This is a genomic window from Oleiphilus sp. HI0117 (assembly GCF_001635235.1).
Window position 1 is genome coordinate 1 of sequence record NZ_LWGA01001098.1, and the last position, 17,224, is coordinate 17,224.

The following is a 17,224-nucleotide window of genomic DNA, read 5'->3' on the forward strand; positions in this document are numbered from 1 at the left end:
ACCATAATCGTATTAAGCAAACCTACGATAAATGTTTTCCCGTAGGTATGTGTCGCATCGTAAGGAATCAAGGACATTAAGATATCGAAGCCTGCGGTAGTAAATAAAAAGCCGAAACCGCTTTTTATTCCTCGAGCTTCCATATTGGCGATTGCATTGGAAACAATCGAATAGAAAAAGTAGCCAAGTGCGAAAACCAGGATTAATTGATAAATAATCGCCCTGTTACGAGGGTTATTTATAAATGAACCCGACTTAAGCTTTAAGTGTTCGGACTCCGGATCTGAAGACATAATATGGCCTTACAAATTATTTCCAAAAGAATGCTGTTAGCTACCTATAAAGCGAGCCATTTTTTTACTCAGCTTCTAGACTTAGTAAGCGCTAACTTATTATTTGAGAATTTTCTAGCTACTGGATTAAACAGCCTGCTACTAAACAAGCTGTCTAATCTTATGCTTACAAGAAGCCAACCTGTATTATCGAACAGGTGGGGAATACAGAATACCACCTTTGTTCCACTGGGCATTCAAACCACGTGAAATTTTAAGAGGTGAGTCCATACCAACATTACGCTCAAACGACTCGCCGTAGTTACCTACCTGCTTAACGATGTTATAGGCCCAACCGGCTTCCAAACCAAGCTTCTCACCAGCATCACCCTCAGAACCCATCAAACGTTTTTGAGCCGGGTTACCTTCAGCTTTAGCCTGATCTACATTTGTACTGTTAACACCTAAGAATTCTGCTTCTATCAAGGCGTTCATTGTCCACTTAACGATATTGAACCAACCATCATCACCCTGTCTAACCACTGGGCCTAATGGTTCTTTTGAAATAACTTCAGGCAAAACCATTGCTGAAGAAGGGTCTTTTAGGCCGATACGAATCGAATATAATTGTGATTGATCAGAGGTTAATACGTCACAACGGCCGCTTTCAAAGCCTGCACGAGTCTGATCTGAAGTATCATATGTAACTGCTGTGTACTTCATACCATTTGCACGGAAGTAGTCAGCCATGTTCAATTCAGTGGTGGTACCTGCCTGAATACAGGCAGATGCTCCATCGAGCTCTAATGCACTTTTAACACCTAGCTTTTTGGATACCATAAAGCCTTGGCCATCGTAGTAGTTTACACCAGCAAAGTTCAAACCTAGTGATGTGTCACGTGTATGAGTCCAAGTAGTATTACGAGACAAAATATCTACCTCGCCACTTTTTAGTGCTTCAAAGCGTTCTTTTGCAGTGAGTGGGCGATAAGTTACTTTATCTGCATCGCCTAAAACCGCTGCAGCAACCGAACGACAAACATCTACATCCAGTCCGCTCCACTGCCCTTTCTCGTCTTTTTGTGAAAAGCCCGCTAAACCGACACTCACGCCACAACTTACCATACCTTTCTTTTTTACTGCATCAAGTGTTGAACTTGCATAACTTTGTTGTGCAGTTAACCCTACTGCCACGATCGCAATACCAGCGGTCAATTTATTAAGTTTCATTATCCTAACCCCTTTATATAGTTGTATTCTCCCGTGACAGCATTACACGGTAGCATTTGAGATTAACATAGATCCAAAGCAAGATTGAACTCCTATTTCCGGATCCATTGTTATAATCGATTAAATATCACGAGTTCGTTAATTTCTGGGCAAGCCTTTTAATTCTGCATAAGTATCCTGAATCATTTTTGCATCTGCACTGGCCCGATGACGCGCCAGACCTGCTAATTCAATAACTTTGTCGTGGACGGGTGTCCATTGTTCTCGTTCTTCCTGGCTAAGCAATGAGAGTAAAGATTCAATTCGAAAGGCTTGTATACATTCAGCTTTATCAAATAACTGACCCAGCCAGCACATGTCATTAGCCCAGCCATCTGAATATATGGTCTGACCTGCAAGGTTGTGGTTAAGCCACTGGGCAACGCTAACAATATCTCGCCCTTTTTCTTTTAATAGCTCTTGGGATATTCCATGAAGCGCTTCGGCGTCCCGGTTCTATTTCGTCCAATGAGCTAATGGTTTTATCAGGGTACAGCCCGTTTCTCCCTTACCTGAAATAAAACCTACTTCGATTGGATAAGAGCCCTTTCCTAAGCCTGAAGCTTCAATATCTATTATTGTTGGTAAACTCATAACTACCTTTCTAGTGTTGTTATGTATAGTCTAGTCGATACCCGTAAGAAAACGTTCACATATTCCTATAAAGGTTTCCGGTTTTTCTGCATGTAACCAGTGACTGGCTTTTGGAATGATTCGGACTTTTGCAAAGGGAAATAAGCTCACTACTTTTTCTTTATGGGCGGCCTGTATATAGTCTGATGCTTCGCCAGCAATGAAGAGCACTTCCCCTAAAAAAGGTTTTTCAGCATGCTGTCCATCCAGAATATGATGGTAATTTTGATGGATGGCGTTGAGATTTACTTTTAGATCGAAACCTCCACCGGGCTTGGCTTTTAGATTCTTTAGTAAAAATTGCCTCACCCCCTGCTCTGGAACAAATTCCGCTAGCAAAGAATCTGCTTCCTTTCGACTTACGATATCTGACTCTAGCAAAGCAAATAAACCAGCAAATATTTCATCGTGATGTCCCTCATACCGAACAGGCGATATATCGGCAACGATCACGGCCTTTATTCGTTTTTGCTGGTGCAGGGCTAGACTCATAGCGACTTTTCCACCCATGGAATGTCCAAGCACATATGCGATATCAATACCTTGATCATTCATATATTCGATCACATCTTCTGCCATAAGCTCATAGTTCATCTCTTCGCGATGAAACGAACGACCATGGTTTCTCAGGTCAATAGCATGGGTTTTAAACTTACTTGCCAAGGCCGTTGCAACACTGCCTAAATTATCTGACGAGCCAAACAGGCCGTGAAGGATCAATACGGGGAAACCTTCCCCTCTTATGCGCGAATATAGTTTAGTCATTGTATTTTTTTTAATCAGTTCACATTATCACCAAGAGCTCATGGCATATTCTCATATGTATCCTAATCTGACTAATTAAATGCTTTTCACTTCTAAACTGTGATACGTAGTAAGGTATATTTTTTAATGATTGTAGAGCTCCACCCTAAAGAAAATCGTCGTAACCGACGCGTCCCCGCCGCAGAACTCGTGGCACAAATCAAAACTAAACAAGGTCTATTTTCTAGCTGGCTTGATTTAGATGTTCTCGATTTCAATCTCCTTGGCCTTGCTCTGGCTGTACCCAGTGAACCAGAACTCGGAAGCAAGCTAAGTTTGCGCCTCGTTTTGAATATGGACATGGGGGAGCTAAAAGTTAATCAAATTGAGGCAAAGATTGTAAATAAGGTAAGGATGGATAATGACGATACTTCGTGGCGAGTCGGCTTGGTCTTTTCAAACCAGTCTAAGCAAAGCGGCGATAACCTTAGCCAACTAACACGCATTAGAGATATGCTTGAGAGAAATAACGCAATAAAGCAGCGTTTGAAAGCAGTTTAGTGTAATAAAAAAAGGCGCACTTCGCGCCTTTTCTTGAACCTCTTAATCTACTTAGCAAAAAAACATACTGTTCAGATAATTTGCTAGCTCAGAACAATTTTCTTTTTCATTTTCATTTTGTGGTACAAAAACTTCGTATTCCATAGTGGTTCCCCGTCAATAACACCGCTAGTATAAGTTTGTAATTCGTTTACTGTACAACTCCTAAAGGACAGTGTGTGTAATATATAGCAGACCGAATGCCTGTTCTTGACGATATGTGCCACCTTTTTGACTGACTGTAGCATTCCTAATTAACAGTAATTAATACACAGCTTTGGTTTAATTACTACAATAGGTATCTTTAGTCACGGTTAGGGAAAGGAAAGCTAAATGACAATTAAGTCTGGCAAGTCCCGGGTCAAAAACTTGTTCGTAAACTCCTCAACCGCGAAAGTATTGTGCGAATATCTTATTCAAAAAGGTATCAATAACGAGCTTTTGATTTCTACCTTGGCCTGTGAACTACACGAGCTTGAGTTAGCAGACTTCCGACTAAATATCTCTGCTTATCATGCGTTATGGTCTCTTGCGCTTTCCTATACCTCCGACGAGCGTCTTGGCCTTAAACTCGCTCAGAATCCCCATAATGAAGAAATGGGTTTAGTTGCACACATTTTCTTTAATAGCCCAACCCTCTATGAAGGACTTCAACAATACCAACGCTACTATTCTTTGGTTAATGAAGGCATGCATATTGAAATTCACAATGATGATAAGTTTACTTATCTGGAATATGTCTGTGACTACAATGAGGTTTACTGCTCAGCCGATATAGAGCATACACTTGCGTTGTCAGTATTACGGGTCCAAGACCATATTAATCGAAAGCTCGATTTGGAAGCCGTTCATTTTCAACACCCTGCACCGGGTGATATTTCTGAGTTTAAAAAAATATTCCGTTGCCCTCTTCGATTTAACCAGAGCCACAGCACACTCATTTTTAAGAAGTGTTATCTCAACTACAAGCTACCCAGGCGTAGCCCTTATCTTTATAAATTATTGATTAAACATATAGAGTCGCTTTCTAGAAAAATTCTACCCGCGATCAGCTTTACCGACTCGGTAAAGACTACCCTTGAAAGCCAGCTTTCCAAAGATAAGGTAGATGCTGAAAATATCGCAAAAAGAATGAATATGAGTCGACACACGCTATATCGACGTCTTAAATCAGAAGGAATTTCCTTTCATGACCTGCTTGATGAAGTGCGTGAAGAAAAGGCCTACGCATATTTAAATAAAGGCAAACATAGTCTAAGCGACATTGCTTTTTTGCTCGGCTTTTCTGAACTTAGCGCCTTTAGCCGTGCTTTTAAACGCTGGACCGGAATTTCTCCCGCAAAATATCTTAAATCTCGACCCCAGGAATAGTATACAAGCATGCTAAGACTTCTCTTTATCCTTCTGACTGCGCTGACACTTGATGCTTGTACAAGCTTGAGTCACTTAAAGGCACCAATCGCAAAGAAGCATGTTGAACAGAAGACTAAAACACCCGCTAGTGAAAATATCGAGGAATTATGCAAGTACACATCCCATAAAGGCATTTCCGAACTCATTTCAGTGAAAGGAGCCTACCTCACTTTTATATTCTTTCCCGGTAATGTCGAGTTTCGTCTTGAAAAAGAAAAATTCCCTCTACAAAAGCTTATCGGCAGCGAGTTCAAGGCTATTTATGAAGAACTGGTTCAAGGGCATGCTAAATGCCACAAACCAGCACCTCAGATCATAGGTTTACCACATTAAGTCATCAGGTATTTGATAATCTTTATACGGATCATCTTCTTCTATTTCTGTATCTTGCGGCTGTGACTTCTCCATGTGGTAGACAATCGCTGCCTCATCTCTCTCTATTATTTTAGTGGCCGCTGTTGCTGGTATTAAGATAAAACTTTCATCTAAATTGGCTATTGCTAACCTGCCTTTCAATAAATGAGTTTGTTGCTGTTCTGATATATAGACCTTTTTGATCTTTTTATCGACAGCAAATTGAAATCCAATATCGTCACCTTCACTAGGTACGGTGTTCATTTCAATTAATTGTTTTACCTGAGCCTTAATTGCTTTTCGATTCTGCTCTTCCAGCTTCGCCTGATTCAGTGCTTTGTCTCTTTCAGCTTTTTCTTTTTTCTGCTGAGCTATTCGCGCTTCGGCTTCGTTTTGTACTGCTTGGCCTTTTGGAGTTTGCTTACGTTGAACACGTTTCTCTTTTTGAATATTTTTTGCTTTTTTCTTATCTACCAGGCCAGCACCTAATAGTTGCTCTTGTAATGACTTTGCCATCAAACCCTCTCTTGAACGATGTTTAGATGTTACTTCGAATAAGATAAATACTATCATAATTCGCTCTAAACCTAGATTTCTAGCATGATTTTGAATGCGCCTTTGCAAATAAAACATACAATTTACGACCCCTAAACTTTACAATGTAAATATTGCTGGGTAAAGTACACTTACACTGTAAAGTTTAGATACTTTGTTAGTACTAGTATTTTCTTGGCATTTTATATAAACGTGGAGAACTTAAAACAATGAAACACTATGATGCAGTAGTGATTGGCGCAGGAAATGGCGGACTAACCGCTGCCGCGACACTGCAAAAGAATGGATGTAACACCTTACTTGTTGAGCGCCATAATGTTCCGGGTGGATGCGGTACATCTTTCGTCCGCGGAGATTTCGAATTTGAAGTCGCTTTGCATCAGTTAAGTGGCGTTGGGACAGAAGACAGACCTTTCCTTATGAGAAAAATGTTCAAGGATTTGGATGTACTCGATAAAGTTGAACTGGTTCAGGAAGAGGAGCTATATCGATTAATTGTCCCAGGGAAACAAGATATTACACTTCCCGCGAGTTGGTCAGGCATTCAAAAAGTTCTAAAACAAAATTTTCCTGATGACAGTGATGCTATCACCCGCTTCTTTGATCTAGGAAGCAAGGTTGCTATGGAGTATTACATGGCCTTGCAACAGGTTAGGCGTAGTAATGACGAAAAGCTATTAGAGTCTCAATGTAAACACTTTGCTGCCTACGGTTTAAGAACTACCGATGAAGTATTGAATGAATTCTTCAGCAATAAAGAACTGATCAATACGATCACTCCCTATTGGAGTTATGTCGGTATCCCAACCAATGAATTAGTGTTTGCAGAATTTATTGGAATGCTTTTCGCCTATTGTACCTTCAAACCTTGGCACTTTAAGGGTGGATCTCAGAGTGTTTCTAGCGCAATTATCGATTCGTTTGTTGAAGCCGGAGGGTGCGTAAAGTTTAGTTGTGGTGCGAAGAAAATACATACCGCTGATAATAAGGTTCATGCTATTACACTCGAAGATGGCCAAACCGTAAGCTGTAATTATGTTGTTTCGAACGCCAGCCCACTGATCACCTTCAATGAACTCCTCGATCTTGAAAAGCCACCTATTCAGATCCAACAAGATTTTAAATCTAGACGCAAAGGTGTTTCTGCTGTTTGCTTGTATTTAGGTTTAGATTGTAAGCCAGAGGATATCGGTATTACATCTGCCGCTACCTTCGTAATTGATGGTGACAACCAGGATATTGACGAAACAGAACTATATAAAATGACCGCACCGAAATGGGGAATGGTCACCTGCTACAACTTCATTGACGAAGATTTGGCCCCCAAGGGAAAAAGCGTCATAACTCTTGTAGCACTTCAATACGGCGAAGCATGGCAAGCACTTAGCCCTGAAGATTATGCTGAAGCAAAGTATGACTACGCACAAAAGCTCATTGATCATGTTGAAAAGGCTTACCCAAATCTCAGCCAGTATATTGAAGTTGCTGAGGTAGCGACTCCTTTAACTATGATGCGTTATTTGAACTCACCTGACGGCGCTATTTATGGCTTTAAACAACATATTCAGGATTCTCTCTTATTACGCGACCAATTGAGTGGTATTGAAGGTTTGTATTCCGCAGGAAGTTGGACAGCGCAAGGAGGTTTTCAACCGACCTATATGGCCGGTGAATCAACGGCAAAAAGTATATTGCGTAAAATTAAAAAGTCACAAACGGAGGCTCAACATGCATAAAAATCGCAGCGCAGAACAAAACGTATTAGATGGTGTCGTTGGCTACGTTGAAGCCGTAAAAAAGAAAACCGAGATAGAGCTTAGTGGAAGCGACTTTAGCGAAGAGAAAGGTGCTACGCAAAAGACTATCGACAGTCTACATCCTAAACGCCTTCGTTTACTTGTTACCGATATTTTTACTGATACGCCATCCACGAATACTATTCGTGTCAAAGCACTTGATGGTTACCTTCCCCCTTTTCAAGCAGGTCAGTATATTAACGTTTTTGTTGAGATAAATGGTTCGCCAACTGCCAGACCTTATGCGATGTCTTCCTCTCCCACTGAACGAGACTATTATGACCTGACCGTTAAAAAGGCTCATAGCGGTTTCGTTAGCCATTATTTAGTTGATGATCTGAAGCCTGGTCAAGAGCTTACTAGCACCGGCCCAATGGGAAGCTTTCATCATAATCCACTATTCCATGGTAATGATCTAGTATTCTTCGCTGGCGGATCCGGGATTGCACCTGCACGTAGTATGATCAAACATATCATCGCTAAAGATCTCCCTCATACCATGCATATTATCTACAGCAATAGTTTCGAGGAGGATGTAATATTCGCAAAGGAAATTCGCTCCTGTGCCAAACAGAATCACAATATAAAACTTACAGAATTAATCTCAAGGCCAAGTGAAAGTTATCAAGGCATCGGCGGACGTGTTACTGAAGAGCTTGTTTCATCTTCACTGAGCAACTTAAGCTCAAAGATGTTTTACATATGCGGCCCAACACCCTTTAATGAAAGCTGTGTCGAAATACTTAAAAACTTAGGTGTAAAAGAGCGTCGTATGCTTGTAGAGCTAAACGGCCCTCCTAAGAAACCTGAAACACAAGCACACTGGCCTGAAGATACTTCTATTGAAAAAGAGGTAACTATCACAGTACAAGGTAAAGGAAGTTTTGTTGCAAAGTCAGGTGAACCTCTGCTGAATAGTCTCGAACGTTATGGCCTAAGCACCGAGAATGCTTGCCGCTCTGGTGAGTGCAGTTTATGTCGCGTTAAGCTAATAAGCGGAGAAGTATTTAACCCTCATGAATCCAAGCTACGTAAATCAGATCGTAAATTTTCTTGGATTCATTCATGCGTTGCTTTTCCAACAAGCGATATAGAGATCTCTATATAAAGAAAACCCAAAAGCCAAATTAGGTACCGGTTAAGGTCTTCAAACTGGTACCTAATTTTAACTAGAGTTTGTCCTTCCCTACCCCATCAATGAATCAGATCAATTAATTATAACTTCATCATTTTCGGTGAAACTGCCTGAGCAAAGAATTCACTAATGCTCATATCCCCAGGTATACGAATATGGCCATCAATAATTAAAGCTGACATGCCGTGAACCATCGACCATGCACTCAGGGCTCTAGCCGTTACATGCTTGGACTCAACATTGCCATGCTCAAATGCTTGTCTAAGTATTTTAAAAGGCTTTTGAGAACTAATTTCGAGGACAGGGGATATCTCTGGATTCGCTGAGGCTTCGAGCTTGTTTCGACGACCACCAGTATCAGCCTGGCTCAGCATTAGTCTATAAATTGCAGGGTTTTCTACGGCAAACTGAACGTAGGCGACGCCGTAGTTAAATACCAAATCCCATGGATCAGTATAGCTCTTCTTAATATCTATCAAGCGTTTAGTTAGGTCATCGAAGCCTGATGCAGCGATAGCTTGTAAGAGCTCTTTCTTGTTCTTAAAGTGAGTATAAGGTGCCATATGCGACACCCCTACTTCTGCGGCAATGGCTCTTAAAGATAGAGCATCTACGCCTTTAATTTTTAATATGTCTTTAGCTGACTCAACTAATGCCGTCTTCAAGTCACCATGGTGATATGGCTTACTTTCAGCACTAATTGAGGCGTCACCTTGGGACTTAGAACTAGACATCCAGGTTTGTTACTTCCAAAGCATTTGTCTGAATAAAGTCTCGTCTTGGTTCAACTTCATCACCCATTAAGGTCGTAAAGATCTGATCAGCGGCAACCGCATCTTCGATATTTACTTTCATCATACGGCGACTTTCTGGGTCCATCGTTGTTTCCCAGAGCTGCTCAGGGTTCATCTCACCTAGACCTTTATATCGCTGAATATAAAGACCACGCTGAGCTTCCTTCATTAGAACCTCTAAACCTTGCTTAAAATCAGTGATCGCAAACTGTTTTTCACCACGCTTAATAAAGCTATTCTCACTGAAAATACCTTCAAGAGACTTCGCCATCGTGACAATTTTTTCATAACCAGCTGACTCAATGAACTCTTCACTGAAGATATACTCAGTTGATATACCGTGCACAAATACATCAACTTTTGGTAAGTACAGGTCTTTTTCTTCGTCGTGAGAAATACCAAATACATAGTTCATACCTGTCTTGGTATCAATACCAAGCAAAGGCTGTATTTCTTCAACCCAAGCCGAAACTTTCGCTTTCTCTTTAAGATCTTCTTTATTCAGCGCGCTTACTTTAAGCAAAGTTTCCAGTACAAGTAACGGATAAGAACGGGCAAGCTTAGAAATAATGGTTTCTACTTCACGATATTGACCAACTAAGGTTTCTAAACCTTGGCCAGAGATTGAGGGTGTTCCCTCATCAACATATAAATGAGTATCATCTAAAGCTGACTGGGTCAGGTATTGTTCTAAGGCAGCTTCGTCTTTCAGGTACTGCTCCTGCTTGCCCTTCTTAACTTTATATAAAGGAGGCATAGCAATAAAAATATGACCACGTTCTATAATCTCTCGCATCTGACGGAAAAAGAACGTCAATAATAAGGTTCTAATATGAGAACCATCGACATCCGCATCAGTCATGATAATGATGCTGTGATAACGGAGTTTCTCGATGTTGTACTCTTCTCGCCCAATACCACAACCTAAGGCTGTAATTAAGGTGCCAACCTCTGCAGAAGATAGCATCTTATCAAAGCGTGCTTTTTCAACGTTTAATATCTTACCTTTCAGTGGCAGTATTGCCTGTGTTTTTCTGTCCCGGCCCTGTTTGGCTGATCCGCCCGCTGAGTCACCCTCCACTATGTATAGTTCGGAAAGCGCTGGGTCTTTCTCCTGACAATCTGCCAATTTCCCAGGCAAACCAGCAATATCTAGCGCACCTTTACGTCGAGTCATTTCTCTCGCTTTTCGTGCTGCTTCTCTAGCTCTTGCCGCATCAAGCATCTTACCAACCAGGTTCTTGGCTTGTTGTGGCTGCTCTAACAAATAGTCTGCAAACTTAGCAGCCATTTCTTGTTCAACAGCTGTCTTTACTTCGCTCGATACTAACTTATCTTTAGTTTGCGAGCTGAACTTTGGATCGGGAACTTTAACCGAAACAATTGCGGTTAAGCCTTCTCGCGCATCGTCCCCTGTTGTTGAAACCTTTTCTTTCTTACCTAGACCTTCATTCTCGATATAGTTATTCAATGTACGAGTTAGTGCACCACGGAAACCCGCCATATGCGTTCCACCGTCTCGCTGTGGAATATTGTTGGTATAGCAGAAGATGTTTTCCTGATAAGTGTCGTTCCACTGCATAGCGACTTCTACGCCAACCCCTGTTGCTTCATGCATAATATTAAAGTGGAACATGTCGTTTACAGTCGTTTTGTTATGATTCAAGTACTCAACAAATGACGATAAACCACCTTCAAATTCGAATAGGTCTTCTTTATCACTACGTTCGTCTTTTAAATGAATCCGTACGCCGGAATTCAAAAATGACAGTTCTCTCAAGCGCTTTGCGAGTTGATCATAGTGATACTCAGTCTGAGTGAAAGTTTCTGAACTTGGTTTGAAGGTCACCATCGTTCCCGTCGTCTCAGAATGACCCACCTCTTTAAGGGAGTAATCAGGCACACCGTGGGTATACTCTTGCTCGTATATTTTGCCTTCTCTGCGTATCGTTAACTTAAGCTTTTCGGATAAAGCATTTACAACCGATACACCAACACCGTGCAAACCACCGGATACTTTGTAGGAGTTATCATCGAACTTACCACCAGCGTGTAATACTGTCAGAATAACTTCGGCTGCAGAAACCCCCTCTTCCTCGTGAATCTCTGTAGGAATACCACGCCCGTTATCAGATACCGAAATTGAATTATCAAGATGGATAACAACATCAATCGTATCGCAATGACCAGCAAGCGCTTCATCGATCGAGTTATCAACAACTTCGAAAACCATATGATGAAGACCGGTACCATCATCGGTATCACCAATATACATTCCTGGTCTTTTTCTTACCGCGTCTAAGCCTTTTAGTACCTTAATACTTGAAGAATCATAGTTATTTTCAGTTTCACTCATTCAGCTTTTGCTCCTAATATTTCAGGTACTATATTTGTTTTTCTTGATAATCATATTCATGAATACGGCCATGTTCCACGTGGAACATTTTACAATCTGACCGATGCTTATCTAAATAATCTCGGGGTATCTCTCGATCTAAAACTGTACACATTACTTGTGCGTCCAACTCTAACAAATTAGAGAGAATTATATCGATATTCTTACTATCTAGCTCCGCGGCAATATCGTCTATCAAGACGAGAGTCTGCGAATCGTTTAATTCTTTTAGGCATTTTACATGAGCGATATATAAGGCAATTATCAATAACTTCTGTTGCCCACGAGATAAAAATTCACTCACATTCTTACCACTTATTCTAAGCTTAAGATCAGCCCGATGTGGTCCATACTGGGTATACTTTTTTTCTATATCTTTCGAACGATTTTGGTCTAACATTTCTGCCAGGCTTTTACTCTTATCCCAGCCTTGAAAGTATTTTAATCCTATCTCACTTTGTTCGTTTAAACCCAGTCCGGCCAATACAGTTTCGAAGGTAACTCGAAACCTATCCATAAATTCGATTCTATGCTGCGTTATTTGCTCTCCTAAGAGCGATATACGCTTATCCCATACTTTTAGTTGAAGTAGGTCTATTTTAGCAGTTCGGAGTAGACTATTCCGCTGTTTTAGACAATTAATATAATCGTTCCACAAAAAAGAGAATTCATGTTCCACGTGGAACACTCCCCAATCTATAAACTGCCGTCTAACTTTTGGAGGACCAGTAAGTAAATCGAAACTTTGAGGTTCAACCATCAGAACCGGTGTTAGTTTCGCTAGAATTGCTGCACTCTTTATTGATTGGCCGGAAATTTTAATCTCGGAACCCTGGAGGGTCGACTTTCTGACACCAATGGGCGTAGCTTCTTCATTTTGCTTTGAGGTATTAACTTTGCCGAAGACAATCAGCTCTCTACTCTTGGCGTCACTATTTATAATATTATCGATATGGCGGGTACGGAAAGAGCGCCCTGTAGAGAGTAAATAAATTGACTCAAGTAAGCTGGTTTTACCCGATGCATTTTCGCCCCAGATAAAATTTAAAGACTTACTAAAAGAAACACTCAGATCGTGGAGGTTTCGAACGCTCTTTATTGATATTGACGATAAGGACATAAATTAACTAAAGGCTCTACGAAAAAGGACATAGAACCATAAATGATGTGCCATATTCTAATGAAGCATATTCAGTCGATCATCAACAAACATATCTAGCTCAGGCGCTAATATATGAACATAGCGATCGAAATACAAAAATTGCTTTAATAACAAAGCAAATTCTCTAGGGAAGTGGATACCATTCTGCTCACCAACCTTAACCATATCCATTAGCACATTATTAATATCATCTTCACCCTGCGTCTCGAACATCGCTGTATCGGGGACCATCACATCTAGTTTATTAAACACTCGACGTAAATCGTTTGCTAAGTCATCAACAATGACATCTTTATCTGTGACACCAATGCGAATCATCGCATCAGCCATACCCTCAAAGTTTCCAATCATAATCGCTGATATAAAGTCTGAAACAGCTTCCCAGGTGCCAGGGTTAATACGACCTACAATACCAAAGTCGATAAAGCCGATACGACCATCTTCGAGAACCATTAAGTTACCTGCATGAACATCAGCGTGGAAAAAGGCACACTGCGTCAAACTAGAGAACCAGGTATTCATTGCTGTGATCAATGTCTTTTCGGGATCGGAGCAGTATTTACGAATTGTATCCAAATCAGTTAGCGATACACCATAAAAACGTTCCATTGTCAGAACTCGTCTCGAGCTAGCGCTTCGATAAACTTTAGGAACGCAAACATCCTCGTGGCCAGCACTATGCAAAAACTCGCTAAACTCATCTAGGTTATTTGCTTCTTTTATAAAATCACACTCTTCCATCATTGTGCGCTGAATTTCTTCAACGACACCAGACATAGATGTCCATGATAGCTTTGGTGCCAGATGTTCAATAATTCTCGCTGAGACATAGAGAAAGTTAAGGTCTGTAAGCAATACATTCTCAACACCTGGCTTTTGAATTTTGATCACTACATCTTCACCCGATACAAGCTTGGCAGCATGAACCTGAGCAATAGAAGCGGATGCTAAAGGAACCGGGTCAACATAAGAATAAACTGCACTCAAAGGCTTACCTAATTCATTTTCAATAATCTTTCGAGCCACAGAAAAAGAAAAAGGCTGGGTACGATCTAAGCAGTTTTGAAATTCTTCAACGTAATCTTGAGGAAAGAAAGTAGGCGAACTTGCGATAAACTGCCCTAACTTAATATAGGTAGCACCTAAGTCTTCAAAAATAGATCTTAATAACTTGGGATTGGGTGGCCGTTTACCGATTAACCATTGAGCACCTGTTTTAGCAAGAATGCCTGTAGTCTGACCAATACGAAAAGTTCCCTTCAATGTATCTGTAAACAATCCCATCGCTTTGTCCTTTTATATTACTATCTGAATTACAACGCTAATAATGAAGAAGCGCCTGTTAGAGTCTTCCCTGCCCTACTCTATAAGCGCATCGGCATGATTACGTATAAGTTTCCATCATTCTCTGAAGACTCTATCAAAGCCGATGAATTTGCATTCAATAGCGTCATTCGAATATTTTCACTCGACAAAACATTCATAACATCAATTAGATAGCTAACATTGAATCCAATCTGTAAATCTTCACCCTGATAATCCACTTCCAAACAATCTTCAGCTTGTTCGTGCTCTGGATTATTAGCAAACACCTGCAATTGATTCTCAGACAAATGTAATTGAATTCCTCGAATATTTTCATGTGAAAGAATACTTGCTCGCGTAAACATATCCTTAAGCGAACTTCTATCCGCATACATAACCTTGTCACCACCCTTAGGAATAACACGGTTATAGTCAGGGAACTTTCCATCGATCAATTTTGAAGTGAATCTATAATTGCCTATCTGTGAATATATATGGCTTTCACCGATAGAAAGCACCACTTCGTCTTCAGAGTCAGATAACAAACGACCGAGCTCAATAATACCTTTTCTCGGTACAATCACCTGCTTGTCTGTATCGCGCTCAAGATCTGTTGCTAGAGATGAAAGTGCGAGACGATGCCCATCCGTTGCAACTAAACGAACGTAACGGTTACCTAGCTCTAACAACATGCCGTTTAAGTAGTAGCGAACATCCTGTTGCGCCATCGCAAAAGAAGTCGCGTCAAGCATCTGTTTAAAGTCACGCTGCATGAAACTCACAGCAATATCGTGAGGAGACTCTTCAGTATTCGGAAACTGATCTGCTGGCAAGGTTGCTAAGGTAAAGTGGCTCTTACCGGAACGAAGGTGCATCTTTTCACCTTCCAGACTTAGCTCAATCACTGCATCATTTGGTAAAGAGCGACAAATATCTACTAACTTACGTGCAGGCAAGGTAATTCTTCCAGCAGTCTCGACTGCGGCGCTATTAAGCGTACAAACTAACTCAACCTCCATATTGGTGCCGGTTAATTCTACTTTACCTGGTTCTGCTTCAAGCAAAATATTCGAAAGCACAGGCATGGTTTGCTTTCGCTCAACAACACCCGAAATAATTTGAAGAGGACTTAGGATTTCTTCACGAGTAATAGTTAATTTCATTTTTTATCTGCTCTTTTAGATCTAGAGTATTGTTAGTAATTTATCATGTATATGAGTAATTAAAGAGAACCCAACGCTTATTTAAGTCGTTAAAATTCTCATAAAGTTATGGTGGTCTTCTCGAATACCTGGGTCATTATCCTTCAATTCAACAACCTTCTTACAAGCATGTAAAACAGTCGTATGATCCCTGCCACCGAAAGCATCGCCTATTTCAGGCAGGCTGTGATTGGTTAGTTCTTTTGCAAGCGCCATAGCCATCTGTCTGGGTCTGGTAACTGAACGGGTACGCCGCTTCGATAACAAATCTGCTACCTTTATTTTATAGTACTCAGCAACAGTTCGCTGTATGTTTTCTATACTAACTTGCTTGTCATGTAGAGCAAGCAAGTCTTTTAGACATTCACGAATAAAAACCGGAGTAATCTCTTCGCCTGTAAAATGAGCATTGGCAGCAACTAGTTTTAAAGCCCCTTCTAGCTCACGAACGTTGGAGCGAATCTTTTGAGCAATAAAGAAAGCCGATTCACTACTAAGATTAACCTTAGTCTGCTCTGCTTTTTTCATCAAAATTGCAACACGGGTTTCTAGTTCAGGCGGCTCAACCATAACGGTAAGTCCCCAGCCAAAACGAGACTTCAAACGTTCTTCCATATTATCAATTTCTTTAGGGTAGCGATCGCAGGTCAATATCATTTGCTGACCGCCTTCTAATAAGGCATTAAAAGTATGGAAAAACTCTTCTTGCGAACGCTCTTTACGTGCAAAGAATTGAATATCATCGATTAGCAAAGCATCAACAGATCGGTAATATCGCTTGAATTCATTGATCGCATTAATCTGCAGAGCTTTAACCATATCGGCAACAAATCGTTCGGAATGAAGGTAAACCACCTTAGCATTAGGATTCTTCTTAACGATTTCATTACCGACAGAATGCATCAAGTGAGTTTTACCCAGACCAACACCACCATAAAGAAATAAAGGGTTATAAGCTCCGCCTGGATTTTCTGCTACCTGGACAGAAGCAGCGCGTGCTAACTGGTTAGATTTACCTTCTACAAAAGTATCAAAAGTAAAATTAGGATTTAAAAAGCTTTGGTGTTTTATAATTGAACCTTCAACTTCAACCCGCCGTTCAACAGGTTTCGATGAAGACAGACCACTTTCGCGAGGCTTATGAGAACTATGTTGGTTAGGTGAAGCAGGGCTAGGCTTTCTTCTGTTGTCTTCAGTTTTAAGCTTTGTACCATTATCAGCTTCTTTAAGACTGCCAATTTTTAGATTGACGGAAGAAATGACTTTGTCATGCCCCATATCTTTAAGTAAGTCGTTTATACGCTGTAAGAACTTTTCTTTAACCCAATCCAATACGAATTTGTTCGGTGCATATAATTGAAGTATACCGTTAACACACTCCCCCTGAAGCGGCCTTAACCAAGTATTATATTGCTGACTAGGCAATTCTTCTTTTAGCTTTTCTAAGCACTCAGACCAGACTTCAGTTTGCACTTGGTACTTTATTCCTATTATTTAGAAAGGGGGGAAATACAACCGTTTTTATTAAGGTGAATTTTAACGGTAAAACGTCGTAACTACTAGCGCTATTTTTAGGTTAATAAGCCGCCTGTTAA

At 40.6% G+C, this 17,224-nt stretch carries 15 protein-coding genes and 1 pseudogene; 5 read left to right on the top strand and 11 right to left on the bottom strand.

Going from position 1 to position 17,224, the window contains the following annotated elements; all coding sequences use genetic code 11:
• The 4 genes and pseudogenes from A3757_RS19690 to A3757_RS19705 form a co-directional block, all read right to left on the bottom strand.
• Positions 1 to 293 (bottom strand): annotated as a pseudogene (locus A3757_RS19690) (amino acid ABC transporter permease); the annotation flags it as partial.
• Positions 294 to 479: 186 nt separating this feature from the next.
• Positions 480 to 1,502 carry an amino acid ABC transporter substrate-binding protein gene (locus A3757_RS19695; protein ID WP_068509981.1) on the bottom strand — a complete coding sequence of 341 codons (1,023 nt, stop codon included), beginning with the start codon at positions 1,500 to 1,502 and terminating at the stop codon, positions 480 to 482.
• 138 nt (positions 1,503 to 1,640) lie between these two features.
• Positions 1,641 to 1,859, bottom strand: coding sequence for a hypothetical protein (locus tag A3757_RS25345; protein WP_082865098.1), 219 nt, complete (start codon positions 1,857 to 1,859; stop codon positions 1,641 to 1,643).
• A gap of 306 nt (positions 1,860 to 2,165) precedes the next feature.
• Positions 2,166 to 2,939, bottom strand: a complete 774-nt coding sequence (locus A3757_RS19705; protein WP_068509979.1) for an alpha/beta fold hydrolase — start codon at positions 2,937 to 2,939, stop codon at positions 2,166 to 2,168.
• Positions 2,940 to 3,065: 126 nt separating this feature from the next.
• Here A3757_RS19705 and A3757_RS19710 point away from each other — a divergent pair, with 126 nt between their 5' ends.
• From A3757_RS19710 to A3757_RS19720, 3 genes are all read left to right on the top strand, one after another.
• Positions 3,066 to 3,479, top strand: coding sequence for a PilZ domain-containing protein (locus A3757_RS19710; protein WP_068509978.1), 414 nt, complete (start codon positions 3,066 to 3,068; stop codon positions 3,477 to 3,479).
• A gap of 372 nt (positions 3,480 to 3,851) precedes the next feature.
• Entirely contained in the window at positions 3,852 to 4,889 is a 1,038-nt protein-coding gene (locus A3757_RS19715; protein WP_068553024.1) for an AraC family transcriptional regulator, read from the top strand.
• Positions 4,890 to 4,898: 9 nt separating this feature from the next.
• Positions 4,899 to 5,264 (top strand): hypothetical protein, encoded by a 366-nt coding sequence (locus A3757_RS19720; protein WP_068553025.1) that lies wholly within the window; start codon positions 4,899 to 4,901, stop codon positions 5,262 to 5,264.
• On the opposite strand, the gene A3757_RS19725 is transcribed toward A3757_RS19720, so the two are convergent.
• On the bottom strand, positions 5,253 to 5,801 hold the full coding sequence (locus tag A3757_RS19725; protein ID WP_068510071.1) for a DUF2058 domain-containing protein: 549 nt from the start codon (positions 5,799 to 5,801) through the stop codon (positions 5,253 to 5,255). The genes A3757_RS19720 and A3757_RS19725 overlap by 12 nt on opposite strands.
• 248 nt (positions 5,802 to 6,049) lie before the next feature.
• Here A3757_RS19725 and A3757_RS19730 point away from each other — a divergent pair, with 248 nt between their 5' ends.
• Positions 6,050 to 7,576 (top strand): NAD(P)/FAD-dependent oxidoreductase, encoded by a 1,527-nt coding sequence (locus tag A3757_RS19730; protein ID WP_068553026.1) that lies wholly within the window; start codon positions 6,050 to 6,052, stop codon positions 7,574 to 7,576.
• Positions 7,569 to 8,744 (top strand): FAD-binding oxidoreductase, encoded by a 1,176-nt coding sequence (locus A3757_RS19735; protein ID WP_068553027.1) that lies wholly within the window; start codon positions 7,569 to 7,571, stop codon positions 8,742 to 8,744. Before A3757_RS19730 ends, A3757_RS19735 begins: the two co-directional genes overlap by 8 nt.
• A gap of 107 nt (positions 8,745 to 8,851) precedes the next feature.
• Here A3757_RS19735 and A3757_RS19740 read toward each other — a convergent pair whose 3' ends face one another.
• From A3757_RS19740 to dnaA, 6 genes are all read right to left on the bottom strand, one after another.
• Entirely contained in the window at positions 8,852 to 9,505 is a 654-nt protein-coding gene (locus A3757_RS19740; protein WP_068507328.1) for a TetR/AcrR family transcriptional regulator, read from the bottom strand.
• Complete coding sequence (gyrB, locus tag A3757_RS19745) at positions 9,498 to 11,921, bottom strand: DNA topoisomerase (ATP-hydrolyzing) subunit B (protein ID WP_068553028.1); 2,424 nt, start codon at positions 11,919 to 11,921, stop codon at positions 9,498 to 9,500. The genes A3757_RS19740 and gyrB overlap by 8 nt, the downstream gene beginning before the upstream one ends.
• 28 nt (positions 11,922 to 11,949) lie before the next feature.
• Positions 11,950 to 13,080 carry a DNA replication/repair protein RecF gene (gene recF / locus A3757_RS19750; RefSeq protein WP_068507325.1) on the bottom strand — a complete coding sequence of 377 codons (1,131 nt, stop codon included), beginning with the start codon at positions 13,078 to 13,080 and terminating at the stop codon, positions 11,950 to 11,952.
• 57 nt (positions 13,081 to 13,137) lie between these two features.
• On the bottom strand, positions 13,138 to 14,406 hold the full coding sequence (locus tag A3757_RS19755) for an AarF/ABC1/UbiB kinase family protein (RefSeq protein ID WP_068553411.1): 1,269 nt from the start codon (positions 14,404 to 14,406) through the stop codon (positions 13,138 to 13,140).
• An 80-nt stretch (positions 14,407 to 14,486) separates the two neighbouring features.
• Positions 14,487 to 15,590 (bottom strand): DNA polymerase III subunit beta, encoded by a 1,104-nt coding sequence (gene dnaN / locus A3757_RS19760; protein WP_068507320.1) that lies wholly within the window; start codon positions 15,588 to 15,590, stop codon positions 14,487 to 14,489.
• A gap of 81 nt (positions 15,591 to 15,671) precedes the next feature.
• The gene (dnaA, locus tag A3757_RS19765) at positions 15,672 to 17,102 is read right to left on the bottom strand and encodes a chromosomal replication initiator protein DnaA (RefSeq protein WP_068553410.1); all 1,431 of its coding nucleotides are present in this window, start codon (positions 17,100 to 17,102) and stop codon (positions 15,672 to 15,674) included.
• Positions 17,103 to 17,224 lie beyond the last annotated feature (122 nt).